The sequence below is a fragment of the Azospirillum sp. INR13 genome (assembly GCF_015390205.1).
GTDB lineage: Bacteria > Pseudomonadota > Alphaproteobacteria > Azospirillales > Azospirillaceae > Azospirillum.
In genome coordinates this window covers 1-25,924 of record NZ_VUOI01000048.1, presented here as the reverse complement: position 1 = coordinate 25,924, position 25,924 = coordinate 1, and the positions used below count along the sequence as shown (strand labels likewise).

At 65.9% G+C, this 25,924-nt stretch carries 26 protein-coding genes and 1 pseudogene; 14 read left to right on the top strand and 13 right to left on the bottom strand.

Annotated elements, in window-relative coordinates; translation table 11 throughout:
• Positions 1-118 precede the first annotated feature (118 nt).
• Positions 119-799, top strand: coding sequence for a carbonic anhydrase (locus tag F1643_RS20710; RefSeq protein WP_149223458.1), 681 nt, complete (start codon positions 119-121; stop codon positions 797-799).
• A 114-nt stretch (positions 800-913) separates the two neighbouring features.
• Entirely contained in the window at positions 914-1,180 is a 267-nt protein-coding gene (locus tag F1643_RS20705; RefSeq protein ID WP_194915172.1) for a hypothetical protein, read from the top strand.
• On the opposite strand, the gene F1643_RS20700 is transcribed toward F1643_RS20705, so the two are convergent.
• Positions 1,156-2,931 carry a tetratricopeptide repeat protein gene (locus F1643_RS20700; RefSeq protein ID WP_194915171.1) on the bottom strand — a complete coding sequence of 592 codons (1,776 nt, stop codon included), beginning with the start codon at positions 2,929-2,931 and terminating at the stop codon, positions 1,156-1,158. The two genes, F1643_RS20705 and F1643_RS20700, sit on opposite strands and share 25 nt — an antisense overlap.
• A gap of 182 nt (positions 2,932-3,113) precedes the next feature.
• Here F1643_RS20700 and F1643_RS20695 point away from each other — a divergent pair, with 182 nt between their 5' ends.
• On the top strand, positions 3,114-3,542 hold the full coding sequence (locus F1643_RS20695) for a hypothetical protein (RefSeq protein ID WP_194915170.1): 429 nt from the start codon (positions 3,114-3,116) through the stop codon (positions 3,540-3,542).
• A 17-nt stretch (positions 3,543-3,559) separates the two neighbouring features.
• Here the strand turns inward: F1643_RS20695 and F1643_RS20690 are convergent, their stop codons facing one another.
• Complete coding sequence (locus tag F1643_RS20690; protein WP_370540738.1) at positions 3,560-4,003, bottom strand: TIGR02444 family protein; 444 nt, start codon at positions 4,001-4,003, stop codon at positions 3,560-3,562.
• Between the two features lie 8 nt (positions 4,004-4,011).
• The gene (locus F1643_RS20685; RefSeq protein ID WP_194915168.1) at positions 4,012-5,106 is read right to left on the bottom strand and encodes an ATP-dependent 6-phosphofructokinase; all 1,095 of its coding nucleotides are present in this window, start codon (positions 5,104-5,106) and stop codon (positions 4,012-4,014) included.
• Between the two features lie 267 nt (positions 5,107-5,373).
• Between F1643_RS20685 and F1643_RS20680 the strand changes: the two genes are divergently transcribed.
• Positions 5,374-5,574, top strand: a complete 201-nt coding sequence (locus F1643_RS20680; RefSeq protein WP_012974357.1) for a YdcH family protein — start codon at positions 5,374-5,376, stop codon at positions 5,572-5,574.
• Positions 5,575-5,730: 156 nt separating this feature from the next.
• Here the strand turns inward: F1643_RS20680 and F1643_RS20675 are convergent, their stop codons facing one another.
• Complete coding sequence (locus F1643_RS20675) at positions 5,731-6,183, bottom strand: group III truncated hemoglobin (RefSeq protein WP_255543126.1); 453 nt, start codon at positions 6,181-6,183, stop codon at positions 5,731-5,733.
• A gap of 213 nt (positions 6,184-6,396) precedes the next feature.
• Here F1643_RS20675 and purE point away from each other — a divergent pair, with 213 nt between their 5' ends.
• The 3 genes from purE to F1643_RS20660 all read left to right on the top strand — a co-directional run bounded on the left by purE (position 6,397) and on the right by F1643_RS20660 (position 10,180).
• Positions 6,397-6,948: a 5-(carboxyamino)imidazole ribonucleotide mutase gene (gene purE / locus F1643_RS20670; RefSeq protein WP_370540737.1), complete on the top strand. Its 552-nt coding sequence runs from the start codon at positions 6,397-6,399 to the stop codon at positions 6,946-6,948.
• Positions 6,949-6,969: 21 nt separating this feature from the next.
• Positions 6,970-8,094, top strand: a complete 1,125-nt coding sequence (locus F1643_RS20665) for a 5-(carboxyamino)imidazole ribonucleotide synthase (protein ID WP_194915167.1) — start codon at positions 6,970-6,972, stop codon at positions 8,092-8,094.
• 337 nt (positions 8,095-8,431) lie between these two features.
• The gene (locus F1643_RS20660) at positions 8,432-10,180 is read left to right on the top strand and encodes an EAL domain-containing protein (RefSeq protein WP_194915165.1); all 1,749 of its coding nucleotides are present in this window, start codon (positions 8,432-8,434) and stop codon (positions 10,178-10,180) included.
• A 67-nt stretch (positions 10,181-10,247) separates the two neighbouring features.
• Here the strand turns inward: F1643_RS20660 and F1643_RS20655 are convergent, their stop codons facing one another.
• From F1643_RS20655 to fumC, 4 genes and pseudogenes are all read right to left on the bottom strand, one after another.
• Entirely contained in the window at positions 10,248-10,478 is a 231-nt protein-coding gene (locus tag F1643_RS20655) for a hypothetical protein (RefSeq protein ID WP_194915164.1), read from the bottom strand.
• Positions 10,479-10,624: 146 nt separating this feature from the next.
• On the bottom strand, positions 10,625-11,341 hold the full coding sequence (locus F1643_RS20650) for a DUF599 domain-containing protein (protein ID WP_194915163.1): 717 nt from the start codon (positions 11,339-11,341) through the stop codon (positions 10,625-10,627).
• 97 nt (positions 11,342-11,438) lie between these two features.
• Positions 11,439-11,654, bottom strand: coding sequence for a ribbon-helix-helix domain-containing protein (locus F1643_RS20645; RefSeq protein ID WP_194915173.1), 216 nt, complete (start codon positions 11,652-11,654; stop codon positions 11,439-11,441).
• Positions 11,655-11,741: 87 nt separating this feature from the next.
• A pseudogene (fumC, locus tag F1643_RS20640) lies at positions 11,742-13,132 on the bottom strand (class II fumarate hydratase).
• Here fumC and F1643_RS20635 point away from each other — a divergent pair.
• The 3 genes from F1643_RS20635 (at position 13,131) to F1643_RS20625 (ending at position 14,344) form a co-directional block, all read left to right on the top strand.
• On the top strand, positions 13,131-13,343 hold the full coding sequence (locus F1643_RS20635) for a hypothetical protein (RefSeq protein WP_194915162.1): 213 nt from the start codon (positions 13,131-13,133) through the stop codon (positions 13,341-13,343). The pseudogene fumC and the gene F1643_RS20635 sit on opposite strands and share 2 nt — an antisense overlap.
• A 48-nt stretch (positions 13,344-13,391) precedes the next feature.
• Positions 13,392-13,640, top strand: coding sequence for a hypothetical protein (locus F1643_RS20630; RefSeq protein WP_194915161.1), 249 nt, complete (start codon positions 13,392-13,394; stop codon positions 13,638-13,640).
• 488 nt (positions 13,641-14,128) lie between these two features.
• The gene (locus F1643_RS20625; protein ID WP_149223443.1) at positions 14,129-14,344 is read left to right on the top strand and encodes a hypothetical protein; all 216 of its coding nucleotides are present in this window, start codon (positions 14,129-14,131) and stop codon (positions 14,342-14,344) included.
• A 38-nt stretch (positions 14,345-14,382) separates the two neighbouring features.
• Here F1643_RS20625 and F1643_RS20620 read toward each other — a convergent pair whose 3' ends face one another.
• Together F1643_RS20620 and F1643_RS20615 are read right to left on the bottom strand one after the other, a co-directional pair.
• Positions 14,383-14,877, bottom strand: a complete 495-nt coding sequence (locus F1643_RS20620; RefSeq protein WP_194915160.1) for a GNAT family N-acetyltransferase — start codon at positions 14,875-14,877, stop codon at positions 14,383-14,385.
• A 106-nt stretch (positions 14,878-14,983) separates the two neighbouring features.
• Positions 14,984-16,051 carry a glycosyltransferase gene (locus tag F1643_RS20615; protein ID WP_194915159.1) on the bottom strand — a complete coding sequence of 356 codons (1,068 nt, stop codon included), beginning with the start codon at positions 16,049-16,051 and terminating at the stop codon, positions 14,984-14,986.
• Positions 16,052-16,392: 341 nt separating this feature from the next.
• Here F1643_RS20615 and F1643_RS20610 point away from each other — a divergent pair, with 341 nt between their 5' ends.
• Positions 16,393-17,676 (top strand): lytic murein transglycosylase, encoded by a 1,284-nt coding sequence (locus tag F1643_RS20610; RefSeq protein WP_194915158.1) that lies wholly within the window; start codon positions 16,393-16,395, stop codon positions 17,674-17,676.
• A 131-nt stretch (positions 17,677-17,807) separates the two neighbouring features.
• Here the strand turns inward: F1643_RS20610 and F1643_RS20605 are convergent, their stop codons facing one another.
• Positions 17,808-18,452: a hypothetical protein gene (locus F1643_RS20605; protein WP_194915156.1), complete on the bottom strand. Its 645-nt coding sequence runs from the start codon at positions 18,450-18,452 to the stop codon at positions 17,808-17,810.
• A 284-nt stretch (positions 18,453-18,736) separates the two neighbouring features.
• Between F1643_RS20605 and F1643_RS20600 the strand changes: the two genes are divergently transcribed.
• Positions 18,737-19,753 (top strand): response regulator, encoded by a 1,017-nt coding sequence (locus tag F1643_RS20600; protein WP_194915155.1) that lies wholly within the window; start codon positions 18,737-18,739, stop codon positions 19,751-19,753.
• Positions 19,754-20,011: 258 nt separating this feature from the next.
• Complete coding sequence (locus F1643_RS20595; RefSeq protein ID WP_194915154.1) at positions 20,012-23,539, top strand: indolepyruvate ferredoxin oxidoreductase family protein; 3,528 nt, start codon at positions 20,012-20,014, stop codon at positions 23,537-23,539.
• Between the two features lie 79 nt (positions 23,540-23,618).
• On the opposite strand, the gene F1643_RS20590 is transcribed toward F1643_RS20595, so the two are convergent.
• A complete protein-coding gene (locus F1643_RS20590) occupies positions 23,619-23,831 on the bottom strand; it encodes a hypothetical protein (RefSeq protein WP_194915151.1) in 213 nt (70 codons plus the stop codon).
• A gap of 485 nt (positions 23,832-24,316) precedes the next feature.
• Here F1643_RS20590 and F1643_RS20585 point away from each other — a divergent pair, with 485 nt between their 5' ends.
• Positions 24,317-25,108, top strand: coding sequence for a hypothetical protein (locus F1643_RS20585; protein WP_194915149.1), 792 nt, complete (start codon positions 24,317-24,319; stop codon positions 25,106-25,108).
• Between the two features lie 58 nt (positions 25,109-25,166).
• On the opposite strand, the gene F1643_RS24155 is transcribed toward F1643_RS20585, so the two are convergent.
• Positions 25,167-25,583, bottom strand: a complete 417-nt coding sequence (locus F1643_RS24155; protein ID WP_370540736.1) for a sensor histidine kinase — start codon at positions 25,581-25,583, stop codon at positions 25,167-25,169.
• Between the last annotated feature and the right edge of the window lie 341 nt (positions 25,584-25,924).

Below are 25,924 nucleotides of genomic sequence, written 5' to 3'. Positions count from 1 at the left end.
CTGCGATGCCGCAACAGGCGGCTTGGACCACGGGCGCAATGCCGTTATACCGCTGCCAATGCAAAATGATGCGGAGCCGGCGCCGCTGCCGGCCGACAGTAACGGGGACAAGCCGATCATGCCCTTCAGCAGTCAACCGAGCGAGCCCATCCGCCAGCTTCTGGCCGGCATCAGAGCGTTCCGCGCCCGCTATTACGAACGCCGACCCGACAGCATGCGCCAGCTGGCGACCGAAGGGCAGCATCCGGAAGTTCTGCTGATCGGCTGTTCCGACAGCCGCGTCGACCCCGCCCTGCTGACCATGGCCGAGCCCGGCGAGCTGTTCGTCGTGCGCAACGTCGCCAACCTCGTCCCGCCCTATCAGCCAGACGGCGCCTATCACGGCACTTCGGCCGCCATCGAATATGCGGTCAAGTCGCTGAAGGTATCGGAGATCATCGTGCTGGGCCACGCCCAGTGCGGCGGCATCCAGGGCCTGATCCGGCTCCGCGCCGGCCAGAAGTCGGAGGATGATTTCGTGTCCCCCTGGGTGTCGATCGCCGGCTCGGCGCTCGACCCCTATGTCGGGCCGGAAGGCTCCGAACAGGCGCGGGCCGATGCGGAGAAGCTGCAGAACACCCCGGCAATCATCGAACGGGCGGCGGTTCGCGCATCGGTCGACAATCTGATGACCTTCCCCTTCGTTCGCGAAAGGGTGGAAGCCGGGACGCTGAACATCCATGGCTGGTGGTTCGACATCCAGTCGGGCGAGATGTGGGCGATCAACCCCGCCACCCGCCTGTTCCAGCCGGTGGATTAAGAAAGCCGCGCAAACGCCGTACCCAAGCGCGAACACGGGAATTTACCGGCGCCCTACCCTGTTATGAGCGAAGGAAAGAGATTTTCTTCACTCCGACAAGAGGTAGGGAACGCCATGAAGACTGCACTTCCACTTGTGATCCTGGTCGCGGCTCCCCTTGCGCTGGCCGCCTGCAACCAGACCGGCAACAGCGGCGGCAGCAACGGTGGACTGTTTGGCGGCAGCGGCGGCGGCCTGTTCGGGTCGGGTAGCTCCGACTCGCGCTATGCGCGCAACGGCCGCTGCGACGACCCGCGCTACAACACCTCCAACGGAGGGCAGGCAGAGGCAGGTACCGATGACTACGACTGCTCGCGCTATGGCGACGGCTTGAAGCGCTGAACCAGCGCCGCAAGTTCGGCGGCCATACGCCCGGCGACTGAACGCCAGTCGCCGGGCGTCGGCTGCCGGAACAGGCGGGCGGTCGGATACCATGGGCTATCGTCGCGGCCCGCCATCCAACGCCAGTCCGCGGAAAAGGGCAGCGCCACCCAAAGCGGCACGCCGAGCGCGCCGGCCAGATGCGCCGGTCCGGTGCAGGACGACACCACCAGATCCAGATTCGCTATGATCGCCGCCGTATCGGCGAAATCGACGATCTCCGGCGCCAGATCGCTGAAGCCGTCCGGCAACGCCGCTTGCGTGAGATCGGCGCGCCCCGGTCCCATCTGCAACCCATGGAAGCGGCAGCCCGGCACATCAAGGAGCCTGCGCAAGCCGGCCAGCCGCGGAGAGCGCTGGTCGTCGCCGGGAAAACGCGGGTTGCCCGCCCAGACGAGGCCGACCCGCAGCCCCTCTCCTGCCGCAAGGCGCTCGCGCCAGACTGCGACGCGCGCCGGATCGGCCCGCAGATAGGGAACGGTCGCCGGCACGTCGTCCACCACCGTGCCGAAGGCGCGCGGCAGGCTCATCAGCGGGCATTCCAGATCGAAGGGAGGCAGCGGATCACCGCGCGCGATCACCTGCGCCGGCCCGACCACCCCGGCCATCAGCGGCAGCAGGGACGGCTGAACCTCCAGAACCACACGGCCGCCGCGGGCTGCCACCAGCGGGACATAGCGCAGGAACTGCAGCGTGTCGCCTAAACCTTGTTCCGCATAGAGCAGGATGGTCCGGCCCTCCAACGCCTCCCCCCGCCATGTCGGTTGGGAGAAGCGACGCCAGGGCGGCTCGGCACGGTCGTCGTGGCGGCGCCAGTCGAACTCCGGCCAGCCGCCGGCATAATCACCGGCCATCAGCCGGGCGAACCCGAGGTTCCAGTGCAGCCCGGCATCCTGCGGCCGGTCGGCCAGCGCGCGCTCGAACTCGGAGGCGGCCTCGTCCGGCCGGGCCATGGCGATCAGCGCGGTGCCGCGGGCCGCCCACAACGATGGGCCGGGCCGCAGCCGCGCAGCGTTGGCGAAGGCGTCCAGAGATTCGGGGAAGTGCCCGAGCTTCGCCAGCACCGCGCCCAACACCTCCCATGCCTCGCCGCTGTTACGGTCGGACGCCAGCGAGTCGCGGGCAGCAGCCTCGGCCTCGCTCCAGCGGCGTTGCGCGGCGAGAGCGGCGGCCAGGGTTGCGTGAGCCACGGCTGACCGTCCGTTCAGGCGCAACGACCGGCGGGCGCAAAGTTCGGCCGCAAGGGACTCGCCGTGCGACAGAAGCGCTGCCGCCCGGTTGGCAAGCGCGTCGGCATGATCCGGCACCAGACACAACGCCTGACCGGCAGCCGCCAGCGCCGCATCGTGCCGGCCAAGCCTGCGCAGGGCCGCGGACCGGCTGGCATGGGCATCTGCCAACTCCGGCATCAGGCGCAGCGCCCGGCCATAAAGACGCACGGCCCGCGCCACGGCGCCCGCCGACTGCTCGGCCCCGGCAAGATTGGACCAGCCGCCGGCGGAGTCGGGGCGCAACGCCACTGCGAGGCGAAGCCGCCGCAGCGCCGCCGCCATTTGCCCCGTCTGTGCGGCCAGCACGCCGAGAAGCTGCATGGCATCGGCATATTCCGGGTCGGCGCCAAGGATGCGGCGGTAGATATCCTCCGCCTCCGCCACCCGGCCCGCCTGATGGTGGTCGAGTGCGATCTGCAGGGCCTGCGACAAAGTGACCATCGGAACTCTAGCGGGTTGGCGGGGGGCGGCGGTGTTTCGGATCATGCGCCGCGGCGCCGGCGACAGTCCAGTCGGGCACCGTCGCCAATCGTCGCAAACGGTCACAGAATCGGGATTTTCCCTGGATTGTCATGAGACTGACGCATCGCTATTGTCCGCGCCGTTTTCCAAAGGAGCGGATCATGACCTCGCGCCCAGCCCGGGCCTTTTCCAGACACGGCGCCTGCCGGACGCGCGTTCTTGCCGCCGCGGCCCTCATGTTCTCGCTGTGCATCGGCGGAACCGCTCCAGCGATTGCCAGCGAAGGCGCGAAACCGAACGGCTGCCCGTGGGCGCAGGACATCACGCTGGAAATCAACGGCAAGACCCTGACCCTGAAGCAGGAGGCCTTCACCGCCGTGACCGCCGAACCGATCGAGATCGATCAGTTCAAGGTCTTCCCGCTGGTCGACCAGCTGAAGCTGCGCATCATCGGCCCGAAGGGTCGCGAGTGGGAGGCGGCACTGACCCGTCTGGTCAGCGGCAAGCGCTGCAGCGCCTTCTACGCCGGCAAACCCGCTCTGGTGTCGGACGCGGTGCGCGAACCGAACGAACTGATCCTGAACCGGTAGGACGCCGGGACAGCCGCTCAGCTGCCGGCCAGCACCGCCGCCAATTCGTCCAGCGCGGGATCGCCGCCCGGCACCAGCAGCGCCGTGTTCCGGGCGGCCAGCTCCGCGCTGCCGCCAGGCCGCGGCATGAATCCGGCAGCGGCGAACAGCCGGTCCTGCTGGACACGTTCGGCCTCCAGCTCCGCGGCCTTCATTCGGCGGTAGAATGCGTCGTCCTCATCCTTGGCGCGGCGGCGCAGGGCGCGCAAGGGGCGCACGACCTCCTCCCGCCAGCCGGAAATTGCCGAATCGATTCGGGCAAGCTCGGCTTCGGACAGGCGGACGCCGCACGCCAGCCCCGCCCAAGCGGCGAACAGCAGCACATTGACGTCCACCCCGCGCCGGTCCTGCAACGACAGGCAAAGGGCCGGAACCCCCGGCCGCCCGTAGACGGCCAGGGAGAAGTCCCAGAACGGGTTCACCGTCCCGCTCAATCGCCGAAGCTGATGTTCAGGCCGCGGGCGGTCTTGACCAGCGCCCCGTCCAGCTCGACGCAGGAATAATGCTCGATTGCCTCGGTGATCGGCACGTCGATGACGCCGCGATTCGACCAGGCGACCATACGGTTGAACTTGCCCTCCGCGATCAGGTCGACGGCGTGGACGCCGAAGGCGGACGCGATCAGCCGGTCGCGCGGGCTGGGCATGCTGCCGCGCTGGACGTGGCCCAGAACGGTGACGCGGGTCTCGGCCCCGGTGGCGTCGGCGATCTTCTCGCCGATATAGTCGCCGATGCCGCCATAGCGCTTCTCGCCGCCCTGCAGCACCTTCTTGACGCCGGTGCCCTCCAGCGTCTTCACCGCCTCCGACACCACGACAAGGGCGAAGTTGCGGCCGGTATTGCGGACATCCTGGATCTTGGCCGCGATGCTCTCGATGGAATAGGCGATTTCCGGGATCAGGATCACGTCGGCCCCGCCGGCGATGCCGGCCGCCAGCGCGATATGGCCGGCGTCGCGGCCCATCACCTCCAGCACCATGACGCGGTGGTGGCTGGCCGCGGTGGGCTGCAGGCGATCGAGCGCCTCCACCGCCACGGCGACGGCGGTGTCGTAGCCGACCGACACCTCGGTCTTGCCCAGGTCGTTGTCGATGGTCTTGGGCACGCCCACCATCGGGAAGCCGCCCTTTTGCGCCAGCTTGTGCAGGATGGCGAAGCTGCCGTCGCCGCCGATGCCGATCAGGGCGTCCAGGCCGAGTTCGCGGTAGCCGCCGATGATCTCGTCCGACCGGTCCTTCAGCGTGCCGTCGGGCATCGGATAGGCGAAGGGGTCGCCGCGGTTGGTCGTGCCCAGGATGGTGCCGCCCTGACGCATCATGTGCCCGTCGACCGAGCCGAGGTCGAGCGTCTGGTATTGCACCGGCCGCTGCAGAAGGCCCTGGGTGCCTTCCTTGATGCCCAGCACCTGCCAGCCATAGCCGGTGGCGCGGTGGACCACCGCACGGATGACGGCGTTCAGCCCGGCGCAGTCGCCGCCGCTGGTCAGGATGCCGATGCGCTTGCCGGCTTTCTTTGGGGCAGTCATTGAGGGGTTCCCGTCCCGTTCGCCTGTTTGTTGAAATGAACCACCATGTTACCGGAACAGGCATTTCCCGCAATCGTTGCCCGCATCCGCAAAGGTGGAATGCCGACGCCGGAGGATCGCCGCGCTCCTCATGGCCAGAGGACGAAACCGGTGGTTTGACGGTGCCGTCCCGCCGGAAATCTGGTATAGTGCGGCCCGCCCAGCCAAAGGGCCACCCGCAAGAGCACCCCGAACCATCCGGGGCAACGGCCACTTCCTACGGGCGCGATGAACGAGCAAGAGATTTTGAAGGAAAAGCTGGCGAGCTTGCGCAGCGAGCACCGCGACCTGGACGACGTCATCGCCCGGCTCGCCGAACGCGCGCCCTATGATCAGTTGCAGATGCAGCGGTTGAAAAAGCGCAAGCTGATGCTGAAGGACCAGATCATGGTCCTGGAAAGCCGACTCCTGCCGGATATCATTGCTTGACGGCTAGGGCAGCGGTCTCCGGGCAGTCATCCCCGCGAAGGCGGGGATCCAGACGTCTCCATAGACAGCCCATTGTGAAAGCTGGATTCCCGCCTTCGCGGGAATGACGGTCGAAGCGGAAACGATCCGGCTTCGCGCCGGGATTTCAAGCCCCCCTCAGCCCTTCTTCGGCACCGTGAAGAACTGGATGCCCATCTGGAAGCTGCGGGCGATGTTTTCCGCCTTGCCGATCAGGAAGGCTGCGCCGTCCGGCGGGAAGAGTTCGTGGGCGGTCTCGCGGAACAAGCCCAGCCAGCGCTCGAAATGCTGCGGCTCCAGCCCCAGCGAGATGTGGACCGGCATCGGGCGCCCGTCGTAGCGCTGGGTCAGCAGGGCGATGGACGACCAGAAATCCATCATCTTGCGCAGATGCGGCTCCCAATCGGTGATGGCCCGGCCGAAGATGGGGCCAAGCACGTCATCCTTCATGATCTTGCCGTAGAAGGTGCGGACGAGCCTTTCGATCGACGCCTCGTCGATGCCGACGGTGGCCATCCGCTCCTCCGCCATGGCGGTGCGGATATCGCGGCGCTCGTTGCGCTGGTCGTCGCTGGGAACGCTGTCGGTCATGCGATGGGTCCGGTCCGGAATTGCCTAGGGTCTATCCTGTTCATATAGGACGGCACCATAAGTGGAACCATGTTCCACCGGAAGGGCCGGGATGTCGCAGTGGAGGGGACGGATTCGCCATAGGACCGGCCGCGGGCCGGCGCCGGCTCTGGACAGCGGCCCGACTCCACCTATAATGCGCCGCTCTCCGGACCTTGAGGAAAGCGCCACGCCGTGTCCGCCGAACACTCCCCGAACAGCGCCGTTCCGGCCAACGACATCGCGGCCGAAGGCGTTCAGCCGCTGGTCGGCATCATCATGGGCAGCCAGTCGGACTGGACCACCATGAAGCACGCCGCCGATACCCTCGCCGCGCTGGGCATCCCGCACGAGGTCCGCATCGTTTCCGCCCATCGCACGCCTCATCGGCTGGTGGAATACGCCACCACCGCAAAGGCGCGCGGGTTGAAGGTGGTGATCGCCGGGGCCGGCGGCGCCGCCCACCTGCCGGGCATGGCCGCGTCGATGACGCCGCTGCCTGTCTTCGGCGTTCCCGTGGAAAGCCACGCGCTGAAGGGCATGGACAGCCTCCTGTCGATCGTCCAGATGCCGGGCGGCGTCCCGGTCGGCACGCTGGCCATCGGCAAGGCCGGCGCGATCAATGCCGCGCTGTTGGCCGGCTCGGTCGTCGCACTGATGGATCCGGCGGTGGCCGAGGCGCTGGATGGCTGGCGCGCGCGCCAGACCGCGGCGGTGGCCGAGGCGCCCGTCGACGACCCGACCTGACAGCGAGAAGGCCCTACCGCCATGACCGGCAATCAAAGGGGCGCCGCCCTGCCCCGTCTCGCCCCCGGTTCCACCATCGGCATGCTGGGTGCCGGGCAACTCGGCCGGATGACGGCGCTGGCCGCGGCCCGGCTGGGCTACAAGACCCATGTCTACGCCCCCGATGCGGCGGACAGCCCTGCGGCGCAGGTCAGCGCCGCGGCGACCGTCGCCGGTTGGGACGACCTGGACGCGCTGGAAGGCTTCGCCCGCTCCGTCGACGTGGTGACTTTGGAGTGGGAAAATGTCCCCGTGGCGACGGCGGAGCATCTGCGCCGCTTCACCAACCTGCATCCCGGCCCCAACGTGCTGTCGGTGGCGCAGGACCGCATCGCGGAAAAGAGCTTCGTCAACCGGCTGGGCATCGCGACGGCGCCCTGGCGCGCCGCGAACGGCGCCGACGAGGTCGCCCGCGCTGTGGCGGAGATCGGACCGCGCTGCGTCCTGAAATCCACCCGTCTCGGCTATGACGGCAAGGGGCAGGCGCGGCTGGAGGCCGGCAGCGACCCGGCGGCGGCGTGGAGCGCCATCGGCGGCGGAAAGCCCGGCGTCGAGGGCATCGTCGAGGGCTTCGTCACCTTCGCCTGCGAGGTGTCGGTGATCGTCGCCCGCGGTGCCGATGGCGCGATGGTCGCCTATCCGGCAGTGGAGAACCGCCACAAGGACGGCATTCTCGACGTCACCATCGCCCCCGCCACTCCGGACAAGGTTTCGACGGCGACGGCGGCGGAAGCGGACCGCATCGCCCGGCGCATCGCCGAGGCGCTGGACCTCGTCGGCGTCCTGGCGGTGGAGATGTTCGTCACCGCGGACGGCGGCGTCCTGGTCAACGAGATCGCGCCGCGCCCGCACAATTCCGGCCACTGGACCATGGACGCCTGCGCCACCTGCCAGTTCGAACAGCTGGTGCGCGCGGTCTGTGGTCTGCCGCTGGGGTCGGCGGAGCGCGTCGCCGATGCCGAGATGACCAACCTGATCGGCGACGACGTGCTGCGCTGGCCGGAGCTGCTGGCTGAACCCGGTGCCCGCCTGCACCTGTACGGCAAGGCGGAAGCCCGGCCCGGCCGCAAGATGGGCCATGTCAACCGGCTGTTCCCGCGCCGCTGAGTCCCGCCTCCACCGCATCAAGCTCAAGGCCCCGCGACCCCACGGTCGACGGGGCTTTTTTTGTTTGCTTGTCCGCCGCCCCTTATCGACGGCGTTCATTCATTGCGCGTCCGAAATGATCGGCGGGTGTCTGAACAGGAAATAACTCTCATGTCGAAGGGATGGGAAATGGCCGCCCCGGTCGGTTGGTATTTACGGTACGGCTGTCACAAATTGTCGCGTGTCCATGTGCCGAAGGTCATCCGCCACAGATGGGCTTTTAACCTATGTCGACATTGGTTACTCTACGTCACATTCCCGCTGAAATTCTCTAAACTTTGATGCAATTTGTAGCCGCATGACGATGCCCCTGGCGCAGGACAATGCAGGACGCTCCACCCCGGTGATCGGCCCGGTCGTGACCCCGGTGGCCGGTCCGCTTGGACCGCGTCGGCCGCAGTCCGGCCGCGACCGGGACCGTTTCGTCGGCTTCGCCTTCGCCGCCGCCGATCTGCTGATCGAGACGGATGCTCAAGGCAACATCCTGTTTTCCGTCGGCGCCCGCTGCCGCCTGACCAAGGGCGAGGTCGGCGGGTTGGTGGGCACCAACCTGATGGAGATCGTGGCCCTCGGCGACCGCAAATATGTCCATGTCCTGTTCGAGCGCATCAGGGAGAAGGCGCGGATCAAGCCGTCGCGCGTTCTGTTCCAGGCCTTCGACGGGCAGCAGTTCCCGGCCCTCCTGGGCGGCTGCCGGCTCGATTCCTGCCCGGGGTCGCTGTTCCTGACCATACTGCTGACCGTGCCGCCGCGAACCGGCTCCGCCGGACCTGCGGTGCAGGGTGAACTGCTCGACCAGTCCGGCTTCGCCGGCATCCTTGAGGAGCGGCTCCTCGCAGCCCGCGAGAAGGGGATGGACCAGGGACTGACGCTGCTGCTGGTCGAAGGGCTGCAGGCGATGGTCGACGCCATGCCGGAGGGGGCGGCGGCCGAGGTGCGCGACGGCATCGATGCCTATCTGCGCGGCATTTCCGCCGATGGGGACAGCGCAGGCCAATTGGGCGGCGACCGCTATGGCATCGTCCATGCCGCGGACATCGACGGGCACGAGGTGCAGGGCCACATCGCCCAGATCATCGAGGCGGCAGGGGGTGCCCTGCCCGGCGGCATCCGGTCCTGGACCCTGGACATGGCCGACGACCGGCTGGACCCCGCCGACGCCGCCCGCGCCCTGGTCTATACCGTGCAGGCCTTCGCCTCCGCCCAGGGCGGTGAGTTCACCATCTCCAGCCTGGAGGACGGCGCCAACCGCCTGATGGCGGGCGCGGTGGAACGGATCGGACAGCTGCGCGCCACCATCGACAACCGCGATTTCATCGTCGTCTATCAGCCCATCGTCGACATCGCCACCGGCGCCGTCCACCACCTGGAGGCACTGACCCGCGTGGAGGGATCGAGTTCTCCGGCCGACTTCATCACCTTCGCCGAGGATGTCGGGCTGATCTATGATTTCGACCTGCTGCTGACCCAGACGGTGCTCGACACGCTGAAGGAATTCCGCAAGGAACCGAAGCTGCCGGACGTGGCGATCAACCTGTCGGCCAAGACGCTGATGAGCCCGATCTTCCTCAAGCAGTTCCAATCGGTCGTCGCCCCTTATGGCGATCTGGCCGCAAAACTGCTGATCGAGGTGACGGAAACCGTGGTCGTTACCGACATCGCCAAGCTGAACGACGTTTTGCAGAAGCTGCGCCAGGTCGGGTTCCGCATCTGCCTGGACGATGTCGGGGCGGGATCGACCAGCTTCCAGTCGCTCTACGGCATCCAGGCCGACTACGCCAAGATCGACGGCAAGTTCGTCCGCGGTGCGGTCGACAGCCCACGCGACATGGCGATGCTGCGCTCCATGGTGGACGTCTGCCGCCAACTGGGGTTGGAACTGATCGGCGAGCAGGTGGAGGAACCGGTGCATGCAGACCTGCTGACCAACCTCGGCGTGTCGTTGGCCCAGGGTTTTCTGTTCAGCCGGCCATCGCGCGACTTCGCTTATTTCGCCAAGGATTGGTCCAAAGTGCGCAACGGCGGAAAGGTTCTGCTGAGAGGGTGACGCCAGCAGTCGCCGACGACGACCGCCGGTGTCTTCCGCTGGCCGCGCCGGCCGGCCAAGCGGCGTCTCAGGCGGGCAGCGGAACCCGGCAGCCGGGGCAGCTGTCCAGGGCGTCCAGGGCGTCCATTCCCGCGATGCTGTGAACCTGTTCGAGACGGCGACGGGCGGCGTCCAGAAGGTCCCGATTGCGGGCGAGCATATCGTTGCCGGCATATCCGCCGCGCAGCCGCATGCGGCGCAGCAGATCCTCGGCCTGATCCAACGATTCCATGATGCTCATCGCGGTATTGGTGTCCATCGTCGCCCTCATCTTCCTCTTTACCGTCCCGGCCTTCGCGGTGCGATCCGTCACATGGCGGTAACACTAACCACCGAAATTCGCCGTCAGGTAGAGGATATTTGGTCGCACGCCGACAATAAAGAACAGCTTTTTATTTGTTATTATCAATCGATTGAATCGTTTCTCTTCAACCAATCGGTTTGAATGCGGATCACCTTCTCTGTGGCGGAAAATGCCTGACGGCGGGTAAGAACCAGAATGACGCCGCTGCTGGCCGCGATCAGGGGAATCGGCCCGATGATCCAGGCGAGCGCCGCCAGCGCGAAGTAATAGGCACGCATGCCGCCGTTCAGCGCGGTGATTGCCAAGGTCAACGCCTCGCCGATGGTCTCGGCAATGGCCTTGCGGTCCTCGGGGCGAACCGGCGGCATCGGGGCCGAACCGATCAGCGCACAGCAATAATTGTACTGGCGCAGCGCCCAGGTGAACTTGAAGAAGCCGAAGGTGAAGATCACCACCATCAGCAGCATCTTGATCTCGAACAGCTGAGGCGAGGTCTGGACGGTGAAGGACAGGTTGGACACCAGCTGCTGCGCCCGCTCCGCCGCACCGAAGGACCCGATCAGGCCGGCCAGCACCAGCATGTTGGTGGAGGCGAAGAAGGTGCAGCTGTGCATGGTGTGGCCGACCAGCTGCGAATCCATGATGCGGTTCTCGCGTTCCAGCATCCGCTCGATCCAGTGACGGCGCACGATCTTCAGATGCTGGTTGACCACGTTGCGGCCGGTCAGCAGATGATCCTGGATGACGGTGAAGCCGACCCAGGAGCCGACGAACCAGACGAAGGCGATGATGTCGAGCGTGGAGGCATCGGGCGGCATGATGGCGGCATCGCGTCAGGTGGCGGAAAGCCCGCACCGTGTACGCCCGCCGCGCGCGGGTGTCCATTGGAGGATGCCGGGACCGAAGCCGCCGGCGTCACCCCTCCCCCGGCCCGCGGCACTGAACCGCTTTCAGCACATGGACGCGGATGGCGCTGGACAGGTTGCCGGTGCGCGTCTGGTCGATTTCCTCGATCAGGGCATTCACCGACAGGCCGCGCGCCTGCGCCACCGACTTCAGGGCGTCCCAGAACTCTTCTTCAAGGGAAACGCTTGTAGGATGGCCGGCAATCAGTACCGAACGCTTCTTCATGGTCACGCACGCATCGGTTTGCAGGATGGGGGTGGTCAGAGGAAGGCCGGAACGGCCGGGATGGACACCCCCACCCTAACCCCAAGCTTAGCCGGGACCAACCATCCGTTCGGGGCGAACCCATTGATCGAATTGCTCATCCGTCAGGAGTCCGAGTTCCCGCCCGGCCTCCTTTAGGCTTGTCCCTTCCTTGTGGGCCTTCTTGGCGATCCTGGCCGCGGCGTCATAGCCGATGTGCGGGTTCAGCGCGGTGACCAGCATCAGGCTGTCCGACACCAGCCGGGCGATACGGTCGCGGTTGGCTTCGATGCCGACGACGCAGTTGTCGGTGAAGCTCATCGCCGCGTCGGTCAGCAGGCGGATCGATTGCAGGACGTTGTAGGCGATCACCGGCTTGAACACGTTCAGTTCGAAATGGCCGGTGGCGCCGGCCACGGTGACCGTGGTGTGGTTGCCCATCACCTGGGCGCAGACCATGGTCATCGCCTCCGACTGGGTCGGGTTGACCTTGCCGGGCATGATGGAGGAGCCGGGCTCGTTCTCCGGCAGCGACAACTCGCCGATGCCCGACCGCGGGCCGGAGCCAAGCAGCCGGATGTCGTTGGCGATCTTCATCAGCGACACCGCCAGCGTGTTCAGGTGGCCGTGGACGTCGACCAGCGAGTCATGGGTCGCCAGCGCCTCGAACTTGTTTTCAGCCGTGACGAAGGGAAGGCCGGTGAAGGCCGCGACCTCCTCTGCGAAGGCTTCGGCGAAGCCCGGCTTGGCGTTCAGCCCGGTGCCGACCGCCGTGCCGCCCTGGGCCAGCCGGTGGAGCTGCGGCAGCGATCCCTTAACCCGGCCGATGCCGTAGGACACCTGCGCCGCATAGCCGGAGAATTCCTGCCCCAGCGTCAGGGGCGTCGCGTCCTGCAGATGGGTGCGGCCGATCTTGACGATGTCCTGGAAGGCGTCGGCCTTGGCGTCCAGCGCGGTGCGCAGATGCTCCAGCGCGGGGATCAGGCTGCGGACGATCTCGTCGGCGGCTGCGATGTGCATGGCGGTGGGGAAGCTGTCGTTGGACGACTGCCCCATGTTGACGTGATCGTTGGGGTGGATCGGCGTCTTCGACCCATGGTGCCGCCGAGCTGCTCGATGGCACGGTTGGCGATCACCTCGTTCGCGTTCATGTTGGTCTGGGTGCCGGAGCCGGTCTGCCAGACCACCAGCGGGAAGTGATCGGCCAGCCGGCCGTCGATCACCTCGTCGGCCGCAGCCATGATGGCCGCCCCCAGCCTCGGGTCGAGAACGCCCAGCTTCATGTTGGCCGCCGCGGCGGCACGCTTCTGGATGCCCAGTGCGCGGACCAGCGGGGCCGGCATGCGCTCTCCGCCAATGCGGAAGTTTTGGAGGGAACGCTGGGTCTGCGCGCCCCAGTAACGGTCGGCCGGAACTTCGATGGGGCCGAAGCTGTCGGTTTCGGTGCGGACGCCACTCATGGCTGGACCTTTCCTGATCGCCGCTTTTGGTCACGGGTGGGACGGGTTGCAATCGCCGCCGCCCCGCCTGATCTTTGAGGCGATGGCCGCGTCGGCAAGGGACGCCGAGGGCATAGCAAGCATGAGCGTGAGCGACTCGGCGGAAATCCTCTCTCTTTCCCCGAATTTGTTCTTGTTGCGTTCGCGTTTCTTCCGTACGCTTTCCTGGTGAACCGAAGGGCGGGCGTGAAGCTGGCCATCAAAGCGAATGGGGGACGGAATGGACGATCTTGCACCGGACCATGTCCGCGCGTTCATTGCCCGGACGCGCGTTGCGGAGATGAAGAGCCGCGGCTGGCGCGTTCTCGGTCCGGGGGAGGAAGGTTCCATCCTGATGGAAGGACCGATGCTCGCCAGCCGGACGGCGGTGATCGACACGCCGATCGGCGGAGTTTTCGACGATCTGATCGCTCGCGCGATGGAACGTGCCGACGCTCGCGACCGGATGGATGCCCGGCGGGCTGCCTGAGTCCGTCCGCTCAGGTCGGAACTCTGCTTACCCATTGATCCGACTGCGGATTATTGGATTTCTCCGCAGTCGGAGTGTGGCGGATCCAATCTGGCCTTGGCCTGTGGACCATCTCCCGATGACGCCACCAGTAGCGGAACCATCAGCATTTTCAGAGGGTTGTTCCTATCCTATCAGGTTGTGAGGGATGCACCCTTTGGTAGTTCATCCCTCTAAATCCCCGAGCGCTCTGAGAAACCGGACATAGCGTCGCGTGTTGTCATGGGACAGGGCACGCGCCGGGACATCGAGCAGGGAGCCAAAGCAGCAGGTTTCAGGCCGTCAGCCGACACCTTCGGGGTAACTCATTGGAATGGCCATAGTACCATTACCAAAGATCGGAAGTACCCCCGAAGATACGACCTGCAGCATAGCCCTGTTAGGAAGTCCTTAACCGGCCCGATGGCTTTATAAGTCCATCGGGAACGCTCAGGCCAAGGGAGATTTACATGATCGGCGCCGTCAACTCGAAGAAGATCAACGCATCCTCTGCGGCTCACATCGCGCTTCTCGATCAGTTCATTCGGTTGACCCAAGACACCATCGTGGAACAGGACGATGCGTTTGTCCGCGACAGTCTTGTCGATCTTCTGTCCAACCTGCGCAACGAGCGCGCCGACTATGCCGAGATCATCGGCGCGTCCGCACTGAACCGCGCCGCCTGATCCCCGGTCATTCCGGACGGCCCCTCCCGTCCGGACGGTCAGGCCTCAGCGTCCCCTTCCGCCGCCAGCGCCGACAGCGCGTCGCCGGTCAGCCGGTAGGGAAGCCATTCCTTCATCTGGCGGAAGCCCACCCGGTCGTAGAATCCACGCGCCGGGTTCCAGTCCAGGACACTCAGATCCACACGACGGTAGCCGCGCTCCACCGCGCGTTGGGCCACCGCGGCCAACAACTTGCGGCCGACGCCGTAACGGCGGGCATCCGGCGTGACGTAGAGGTCCTCGACATACAGGCCGGGCCGCCCTTCCCAGGTGGAGAAATTCCGGAAGGTCAGGGCGAACCCGACCGGCGCACTGTCCAGTTCGGCGATCAGCGCCTCGAACACCGGCTGCTCCCCCCAGCCGTCCCGGCGGAAATCCTCCTCCGTGGCCTTGACCGCGTCGGCCTCGCGCTCGAACTCGGCCAGTTCGCGGACGAACCGCAGGATGGTGGCGCAATCGGCCTCGACGGCGGGGCGGATGGTGACGGTCGGCATCGGCGGCAGTTTCCCCGGTTGGGACAAAGAAAGGGAGCGGACCATAGCCCGCTCCCCGTCTTTCCGCATCCCCATAGCTGCTGCTCCGTGGCCGCGACTTGGCCGGTCAGTCGTCGCCGCCGCCCTTCAGGTCCAGGATGCTGCGCAGTTCCTGCACCCGCCGTTCGGCGCTGTGTTCGGCCAGCACCCGCTTGCGTGCCCGCCGGCCCAGGTCGGTCAGGTGGTTGCGCGGCAGCATCATCGCCGTGGTCACGTCGTCGGTCTGGGCGGCGACCAGGATCTCCCGGCCGGGCTCGAAGAAGCTGTCCAGCCCCTCCCACTGGTCGGCGACGATTGCGGCACCGCAGGCGGCGGCCAGGAACAGCCGGTCGGAGGGGCACCAGCCGATCCTGCGCTCGTCATCGCGCGCCAGCGTCAGCGCCAGACTGGCGGAAGCCAGGACGTCGGCATGCTCGGCCGGGTCGAGGTCCGGGAAGGTCAGGATGTTGGAGGCGCGCGGCATCCCGTCCGGCAGGTCGGTGCCGACCAGCACGAAGCGCCGCCGGGTCAGCCGTTGCGCCGGATCGATGAAGAAGTTGCCCAATCCCTCGCGAATGCCGTCGGGGCCGGCGACGATGCAGCAGAGGTCGCCCAGATAGTCCCGCTTGAAGTCGCCGGGCTTGTCCGCCTCCGGCACGATCCAGGGATAGAGCGGCGCCACCGCCTCCGCACCCGCCTTGGCCCGATAACGCTCCAGCGCCGGCCCGCCGCAGGAGGCGAGGACCATGTCGAAGCCGCCCAGCCCGTCCGCCGGCAGATGGTCCACCGTCTCCCCGGCCTCCAGCGCCGTCAGGCTGACCGGAGCCTCCGGATCGTAGAGCGCGCGGCGCACGGCCTTGGAGTTGCGGACGAGATTGGCGGCGGCGCGGGCATCCGGCCCCTGCGCCACCACCAGCGCCACGCCGGCATCGTCGGCCTGTGCCGCCGCGTCCACCGCCACTGCATCCCAATCGGCATAGGACAGCACGTCGCCGCCGGGTATCGTCCAGGGCGTCGCCGTGGCGGGACCGGTCCGTTCGACCGCGACCACGCGATGGCCGCGGATCGCCAGCGCCTGGATCAGCGCTCGCCAGCGCACCATGTGGCCGCCGTCGTGGCGATACCCGTTGGTCAGGCCGAAGATCACGATTTTCATGGCGTCGGCACCTTTGGCGTTCCGTGGCAGACGGCGGCCGCTTCATGGAAACGGCAGCTAATCAACGCGGCTGATCGGGGCGGGTTCCGGCATGTGCTCCGGGTACCGCTTCCCAAAGCGGAAGCGGTCCCAAAGGACGAAGACCTGCCGGGCGAGGGCCGCAAAGCTATCGGTACGAAAAGAGATATGGACCGCGCCGCTCCCCGTGCAAGCACGCCCGCGGACGGGCTGCGGTGCAAACCGCGGTGTTGTCCCTGGTGACGGTGAATTGGCGGTTGAGCGGCGGGGCCGGGCGTCCTAGGGTCACGCTCCGCCTTTCCCTTCCGATCACGGTCGAGCGCATGCGACTTCCGTTCCGTCATCCCGCCCGCCTCCTTCTCGCCACCCTGCTGATGGCCGGTTGCCAGAGCACCGGCGCCACCGCCCCGGTTGCGGGTGGCCCGGCCGCCACCGGAGCCTCGGCACCGCCCGCCGTCCAGGCGCAGGCCACCGTCCAGCAATCCGTCTCCTTCGCCGAATGGCTGGTGGCGTTGCGCGCCGAAGCGCTGTCGCAGGGCATTCGTCCGCAGACCTTCGACCGCGCCTTCCAGCGTGTGAAGCTGTCCGACCGCGTCGTGGAGCTCGATTCGTCCCAGCCCGAATTCACCCGGCAAGTGTGGCAGTATTTGGACAGCGCCGTGAATGAAAAGCGCGTCCAGGACGGCCGGCGGCGGTTGCAGGAGCAGGCGGCGTTGCTTTCCCGCATCACCCGACGCTCCGGCGTTCCGGGGGAAATCCTGGTCGCCTTCTGGGGCGTGGAATCCGATTTCGGCAAGTCGACCGGGAACTTCTCCGTCATCGATGCGCTGACCACGCTGGCATTCGAAGGCCGCCGCGCCGCCTATTTCCGCTCGGAACTGCTGGCGGCGTTGCGCATCCTCGATTCCGGCGACATCGCGCCGGAGCGGATGACCGGCTCCTGGGCCGGGGCCATGGGCCAGACCCAGTTCATGCCGACGGTCTTCCTGCGCAACGCGGTGGACGAGGACGGCGACGGTCACCGCGACATCTGGGGAAGCATGCCGGACGTGCTGGCCTCCACCGCCAAATTCGTTCTCGCCAACGGCTGGAAGCAGGGAGAGCCCTGGGGCCAGGAGGTGCGGCTTCCGGACGGCTTCCCCTATGACCAGGCGGAGTTGAGCATCACCAAGCCGCTGTCGGAATGGCGCCGGCTGGGCGTGCGTCCGCTCGACGGCAGCGATCTCTCGGGCGACGCTCCGGCGGCGATCCTGGTGCTGGCCGGGCATCGCGGCCCGGCCTTCCTGGTGCGCGACAATTTCCGCGCGATCATGCGCTACAACCCGTCGACCAGCTATTCGCTGGCCGTCGCCCTGCTGGCCGACCGCATGACCGGCAAGCCCGGCGTCCAGGGCGGCTGGCCGCGCGAGGAACAGGCGCTGAGCCGAGACGAGCGCATCGACCTGCAGCAGCGGCTGGCGTCGCTGGGCATGGAACCGGGCGCGGCGGACGGCATCGTGGGAGCGAACACGCGCAACGCCGTGCGCCGCTTCCAGGCGTCGATCGGGGAGATCCCGGACGGCTTCGCGACCAAGGCGCTGCTGGAGCGGTTGCGGCAGCGGTCTTGAGGGGGAGCTGGGTTGGTGGGGTTAGACCCCCACCTATCCTCCCCCGCTGGGCGGGGGAGGGACTGCCGCCGCTTTCCTGGATAAGCACCTGTCCCCTCCCCCGCCCAGCGGGGGAGGGTTAGGGTGGGGGTCTAACGCATCCGGACGGAACCACCCTCGCCCACCATCCCGCCTCGCACCAGCCCCCAAGCCGCCGGCAGCAGCATCGCCGCTACCCCGGCACCGACCAGCGCGTCGGGTGCCCCATCCAGCAAAAGCCAGCTCACCGCCAGCCCCACCAGCCCGGCGGCCAACGGCAGAACATCCTTACGCGAGCACAGCCAGATCGCCCGCAAGGTCAACGTGCCGCTCCGTCCGGCGAACAGCAGGGTCGCGGCCGTCACCGTCACCCCGATGGCGAACAGCAAGGCAAGGCTGGCGAGCGGAACGTCGGGCAATGACATGCCGGCGATGCTCCGCCCGGCCGCCACGACAAGCGCCACCGCGGCTCCTGCCAGTGCCGCTCCCTGCACGGCCGACAGCCGTGCACGCCATTCCGGGGCGTGGCCCATGCCCGCCAGCGCCACCCCATTGGACGCCGCGTGGTTCAGCACCAGCAGCCCCGCCGCCCACAGGGAAACCGCCTGCGTCGCATCGGCGGCGGCAAGCAGCAGGGCGCCGAGCAGCCCGTTCACCACCATCGACATCCGCATGATGTGCTTCAGGTCGCCCGACCCGCCTGTCGGCCGGGGGGCTCCGCCGCCGCCACAGGAACCGCCACAGCATCCGCCGTCCATCGTACCGCCCTTTCGCAAACGACCAGGAAGACGGATCATAGGAGCGGTCCGGCGGCCCGTCCATTCCCATCAGGGTATTCTCATATAAATATCGTTCGGTAGAGACCTGCATCGAAAGAGGTGCCTGCACGGCGACGCAACCCTTTCGAAGAGCGGCAGGGATAACCGTGGCTGCCGAAGGGTGCAGGCGACGTCTCATTGGTCGGTTACCCGTCCCCCTCCATGAAAACGGGTCCGGCGAGGCGGATATGGGGAAGACACAGCCGCATCATCGGAACCGCTCCATGACGAAGCGCCCCGCCTCTCCCGTCAAGATCCTGATTGTCGACGACAATCCGCTGCTCCAGCGGGCGTTGAAAGACATGCTGGGGCTTTGGGGGGTGGGCCAGATCACCGCGGTCGCCAACGGCCAGGAGGCCAAGGACGCGCTGCGCCGCGAGGTTTTCGACCTGATGGTGACGGATTGGGTCATGGAGCCGGTGGGCGGCGCCCAGCTGATCCAGTGGGTGCGTCAGTCGGTGAACAGCATGCGCCCCGCCATGCCGATCATCGTGCTGACCGCGAATGCCGACCTCGCCACCGTGCGCAGCGCCTGGGATGCCGGGGCAGACTCTGTTCTGGCGAAGCCGGTTCCCGCCGCGACGCTGGCCCGCCGCATCGACGCGGTGCTGAACCGCCGCGAAACCGCGCCCCGCAGTCATAGCGGCAGTTCGGGCAGTGCGGAAACTCGAAACGAAGGCCGCACCGACGGCTCCGGCCCATCCTCTCCCCAGCCCGCCGCTTTGCGGCCGGCATCGGGGGGCGGCGCGGCGCAGCTCCCACCGCCGGCTCCGACACCCCTTCCCCCTGCGGCAACGCCGCCGGACCAAGGCGCTGCAACGCTGCGCAACAGCGATCCCAAGCGGGTCCGGCTGATGCTGGCGCTCGACAAGCTGGAAGCTGCGATCGACCGCCCCGATCCCATCGGCAGCCGGCTGCGCCATGCACTGTCCGACCTGCAGCTGGCCGCCACCGGCGATTCCGCCGCGTCGGCGATCGTCGCGTCGCTGTCCACCTGCATCACCTGGGTGGAACCGGATGTGGAGGGTTATGTCGATGCCCTGCAGGCTCACGCCGCGGCGTTGCGCTGGCTGGTGGGCTCCGACGGCGGCACGCAGGCGATGGCGGTGGCGCTGTGCCTGATCCGCACGCTGCGCGCCAGCGTCCGCACGCTGGCCGCCCGTGGGCACACCGACTTCGGCAATTGGCCGGAGGGCGGCAGCCCGACGCCTCCGGGCAAGTCCCCCCTGACGGGACGCTGAGTCCGCCCCCATATCGTCTGGAGAGGGTCTGGGCGAGAAGGAGCGGAGCAGGAAATTCCACCAGGCAGGGCTTTCCATACGCTCCGTTACGGAATACCGCCGGTTGCCGCGCCGTTCCTTGCTTTTTGTAGAACGGCCGGCCACGGGCGTTGCGATATAAGACAGCCTTTATTACCTTTTTGCCCAGCGAACAAATCGGCGCCCCAGCACTCCGCCATGGAGTTTGCCAGGCTGCCGACCGATGGGAGGGAATGAAGAATGGCGCTCGCAACCGTATCGCCGGCAACTGTCTCACTCGAAGACAAGTACGCGCTGGAACAGGGCCGCGTGTACCTCACCGGCACCCAGGCGCTTGTGCGCCTGCCGATGATGCAGCGCCAGCGCGACCTCGCCGCCGGGCTGAACACCGGCTGCTTCATTTCGGGCTATCGCGGCTCGCCGCTGGGCGGCTTCGACCAGAATCTGTGGAACGCCCGCAAGTTCCTGGAAAAGAACCACATCCAGTTCCAGCCCGGCGTGAACGAGGAGCTGGGCGCGACGGCCGTCTGGGGCAGCCAGCAGGTCGGCATGTTCAAGGGCGCCAAGTATGACGGCGTCTTCGCCATGTGGTACGGCAAGGGTCCGGGCGTCGACCGCTCCGGCGACGTGTTCAAGCATGCCAACGCCGCCGGCACCTCCAAGCACGGCGGCGTGCTGGTGCTGACCGGCGACGACCACAACTGCAAATCCTCCACCTTCCCGCACCAGTCCGAACACGCCTACATGCACGCCATGATCCCGGTGCTGAACCCGTCGGGGGTGCAGGAGATCCTGGATTACGGCCTGATCGGCTGGCAGATGAGCCGCTATTCCGGCTGCTGGATCGCCATGAAGACCATCGCGGAGACGGTTGACACCTCGGCGTCGGTCTATATCGATCCGCACCGCGTCTCCCCCGTCATCCCCGCCGACTTCGCGCTTCCGCCGGGCGGCCTGAACATCCGCTGGCCCGACCCGCCGCTGGAGCAGGAATACCGGCTGATGAAGCACAAGCTGTACGCCGCCCTTGCGTTCGCGCGTGCCAACAAGCTGGACCGGGTGGTGATGGAAAGCCCGCGTCCGCGCTTCGGCATCGTCACCACCGGCAAGAGCTATCTCGACGTCCGTCAGGCCTTCGACGAGCTTGGCATCACCGAGGAGATGGCGGCCGACTGGGGCATCACCGTCTACAAGGTCGGCATGCCCTGGCCGCTGGAGCGCGACGGCGTCCGCCACTTCGCCGAGGGTCTGGAAGAGATCATCGTGGTGGAGGAGAAGCGCGCGGTCATCGAGAACCAGCTGAAGGAACAGCTCTACAACTGGAACCCCGAAGTCCGCCCGAAGGTGGTCGGCAAGTTCGACGAAGAGGGCGAGTGGATCCTGCCGAGCGCCGGTGAACTGTCGCCCGCCCAGATCGCCGTGGTGATCGGCCGCCGCCTGCAGCGCTTCATCGACAACGAGAACCTCGTCCGTCGCATCGCCTTCCTCGATGCGCAGGAGAAGCAGAAGGCCCATGTGGCGCGCGTGGTGCGCAAGCCGACCTTCTGCTCCGGCTGCCCGCACAACACCTCCACCGTCGTGCCGGAGGGCAGCCGGGCTCTTGGCGGCATCGGCTGCCACTATATGGCGACGTGGCTGGACCGTTCGACCGACACCTTCACCCAGATGGGCGGCGAGGGCGTGCCGTGGGTCGGTCAGGCCGCCTTCACCGAGGAAAAGCACATCTTCGCCAACCTGGGCGACGGCACCTATTTCCACTCGGGCATCCTGGCGATCCGTCAGGCCATCGCCGCCAAGGTGAACATCACCTACAAGATCCTGTTCAACGACGCGGTCGCCATGACCGGCGGCCAGCCCTTCGACGGCACGCTGACGGTGCAGTCCATCGCCAACGTCCTGCGGGCGGAAGGCGTGCAGCGCATCACCGTCGTCTCCGACGAGCCGGAAAAATACGGCATCAACAACGGCCTGCCGCAATACAGCAACGTCGAGCACCGCGACGACCTCGACCGCGTGCAGAAGGAGATGCGCGAGGTCCCCGGCGTCAGCGTCCTGATCTATGACCAGACCTGCGCCACCGAGAAGCGCCGCCGCCGCAAGCGCGGCAAGATGGTGGACCCGGCCAAGCGCGTGGTCATCAACGAGCTGGTCTGCGAGGGCTGCGGCGATTGCTCCGCCAAGTCGTCCTGCGTGTCTGTGATCCCGCAGGAGACCGAGTTCGGCCGCAAGCGCCAGATCGACCAATCCAGCTGCAACAAGGACTATTCCTGCACCAAGGGCTTCTGCCCCAGCTTCGTGACGGTGGAGGGCGGCCAACTGCGCAAGCCGAAGCCGGCCGCTGCGAAGTCGGCCGACGCCACCGCCCTGCCCGCCCCCGCGCTCCCCACCTTCGACAAGACGTGGGGCCTCTACGTCACGGGTGTCGGCGGCACCGGCGTCGTCACCATCGGCGCGCTGCTGGGCATGGCCGCCCATATCGAGGGCAAGGGCGTCGGCGTGCTCGACATGACCGGCCTTGCCCAGAAGGGCGGCGCGGTTACCAGCCACATCCGCATCGCCAATACGCCGGAGGACATCCACTCCGTCCGCATCGCCGCCGGCGGGGCCGACGCGGTGCTGGGCTGCGACCTGATCGTCGCGGCGGCGGGCGACGGCCTGTCGAAGATGACCGCCGGCCGCACGCGCGCCGTCATCAACACCCATGACAGCATCACCGCCGACTTCATCAAGAAGCCGGACATGGTGATCCCGGTGCGCGATCTGGTCGGCGACATCAGGAAGGCCTGCGGCGACGCCAATGTCGATGCCTTCGATGCGACGAAGCTCGCCACCGCGCTGCTGGGCGACAGCATCTACGCCAACCCGTTCCTGATGGGCTATGCCTGGCAGAAGGGCCTGATCCCGCTCAGCGAGGACTCGATCCTGAAGGCCATCGAACTGAACGGCGTGTCGGTTAAGCTGAACCTCGACGCCTTCCAGTGGGGCCGCCGCGCCGCCGTCGATCCGGCATCCGTCGAGGCCGCCGTTGCGAAATCCACTGGGCCCCAGGAGCCGGTGCAGGCCGCTTCGTCGCTGCTGCTCGACCAGCGCCGCCAGTCTGCCAGCCTGGAGGAGGTGATCGACCGCCGCCACCGCTTCCTGGTCGATTACCAGGACGCCGCCTACGCCGCCCGCTATCACGCACTGGTCGACTGGACCCGCCGGATCGAGCAGCAGAAGGTCCCCGGTTCCACCGTGCTGACCGAGGCGGTCGCCCGGTCCCACTTCAAGCTGATGGCCTACAAGGACGAGTATGAGGTGGCCCGCCTCTACACCGACACCGGCTTCGTCGAGAATGTGGCGCGCATGTTCGAAGGCGACTGGAAGCTGACCTTCCACATGGCCCCGCCGGTGATGGGCGAGACCGGGGAGGATGGGGGCGAGCCGAAGAAGAAGAGCTTCGGCCCGTGGATGCTGCACGCCCTGCGCCTGCTGGCCAAGGGCAAGCGCCTGCGCGGCACCCGGCTCGACCCGTTCGGCCGCACCGCCGAGCGCCGCCAGGAACGCCAGTTGATCGCCGAGTACGAGGCGGTGATGGGCGAAATCCTGCACGGCCTGACCCGCGAGAAGCTGGATCTGGCGGTGGAGATCGCCAAGCTGCCGATGGAGATGCGCGGCTACGGCCCGGTGAAGGCCCGCAACGTGTCGGTGGCGAAGGCGAAGGAGGCCAAGTTGCTTGAGGCCTACCGCGCCCCGGTCGCCGCCCCGCAGCCGCTGGCAGCGGAGTGAGAAGGTTCGGACTGATCAGTGAGATGACGTGAGGCGAAGACGCTCTCCCCGCTTACCCGCGGGGAGGGCGCTTTCCATATCAGCCTCGCTTGGCCCCGGCGGTCATCATCCAGATCGCGCCGAAATACACCGCGGTGCCGAGCAACGCCGCATAAAGGATGATGGTGGGGTGAAAGATGAAGCCGATGGGCAGGATCAGCAGCATCAACGCCGCAGCGAGTAGCCCGAGCAGGAAGATGCCGAGATTGAACTGCTCATAGACCGGGGCATTCAGGTCGGTGTGGGTGGTCATGGTGCTTGCTCCATTCGGTGCCGCAGGCGCCGCGGCGGGCAACTAACATCAGAATATGCTAATTGTCCTGTCGGAGCCGGACATTGCGAATTCGCAATGAATTCAGGAGCATGCGCATCTTTTTGAAGCGATGCGGACATGGTGCCGCGCCATTCCATCGCAGAATTGACCTGTTCGACGTGACGCGCTAGTCTTTCTAGTCCGACATTTCAAGGGGGGCGGAAATGGGAAGTAAACGCAAAGGGCATTCGACAGGATTATCCATACATAAGGATTTGGAAAAAGATATAGTCGGAACTTTATCATCAGCGTTACAAAAAAGTGGACTCGCGATCACAGAGCCAGTCAATCGCGGAGAAATGCGCAGCAATGCATTCGGACGATTGTCCAGAATTAGAGAAAAGTCGATTAATTTGGTTGGAGTATTCGATAACAGCCGCTCCGCACCAACAAATAAATAATTACTTTTCTTAAGGCTTTGTAAAATGAACGGCGATCAAAAAATAGTTGATAGAAATTTAACCGACTATATAGCGCAATGTACTGTAGATTTGTTCATCTTGCTCGATAGAATGACAAAACAGCATTTCAGAACGTCGAATTATAGTGTGGTTTGCTTCCCTTCAATGAAAATACTGAGTGACGTCGCTCACCAGTGGGACCTTGAGTTGAGGAATCTGGAAACTCAGCAGCCCAATGGCATTAGACCTACGAAATCGATTGCCACTCTGAGCTTTTGGATTAAGAAATTAAAGCCAATCAGAGCCTTTTACGTTCCGAAGTCAAAAGAAACACAGGATAGCGCTCCAAGTGCATCCTGCCCGGTATGCGGTACGCCTTCGGCAAATGGGCGACCGAGCGGCGAAGATATGGAAGCACAACTTCGTGCCGCAATGAACAACTTCGACCTGGAAATTCACGATATCAATGAACGAATTTCAATAACATTAGCCATTGAACAGCTTGTCGATTACGCAACCGGTGAGGACTACCTCCTACATAGAACTGTTATTTCTGAGGAAGGTATTCATTTTAACCGCGGAGACATCGTTCGATTCCTTGAAAAGTATTTCCATCAGAGGCTTGGAAAGGGATCAGCGACAATTTACGATAATATGATTATCAATATGCGATACAGAACTTTTGCAACACATCATCTTGTGCACATTTTAGATCAGATATTGTTTTCGATCACACACATGAATGATGAAAAGAAAGAAACTCACAAGAAAGAGCGCTCCAGAAAACTGCGCATAGCATTATCAGGAGTAACCTGACCTTCTGACTGCCTTGTGATCGCGGGGTGAGGGCGATCAGGCCGAATGCCGGCCTTCCCTACCCCACCGGAAACCGAAGCACGAAGCGCGTCCCCTTCCCCCCGCCCTCCTCCAGCGCGATGCTGCCGCGCATCGTGCCGGTCATGATGTTGGCGCAGATGCTGAGGCCGAGGCCGCTGGCGCCCATGCCGCGCTTGGTGGTGAAGAAGGGTTCGAAGATGCGCGGGCGGATGTCGGCGGGAATGCCCTTGCCGTCGTCGGCATAGTGCATCTCGATCCAGCCGGCCGGCTGCTCGCGGGCGGACAGAAGAATTCGGCCCGCCTCGCCCTCGTCATAGGCATGACCAGGGCGTTGATGATCAGGTTCGCAGCACCTGGGCGAAGGCGCCGGGATGCCGTCGACGATCAGGCGGCGGATGTCCAGTTCCACCGTCACCCGCGTGCGGCGCAGGCGGGGGCGCAGGCTCAGCAGCACTCGTCACATAGGCGGCGAGGTCGAAGGGGCGGCGCTCGCGCTCGCCTGATCGGAGCAACCTGCTTGAAGCTCTGGATCAGGCCTGTGGCCGCTCCACGTTCGACAGGATCATCCGCGTCGATTCCCATGCAACGTCAGGAATTCCTGGAAATCGCTGCGACGGATGCGGTTCTCTCGAACAGGTGCGGATGCGGCACTCCTCGCCAAGGTGGGAGATGGCGGTCAGGGTGACGCCGATGGGTGTTCACTCATGCGCCACGCCGGCGACCAACTGGGCCAGGGAGGCCAGCTTTTCGGCCTGGATCAGGCTGGCTGGGCGTCGCGCAGTTCGGCCTCGGCGC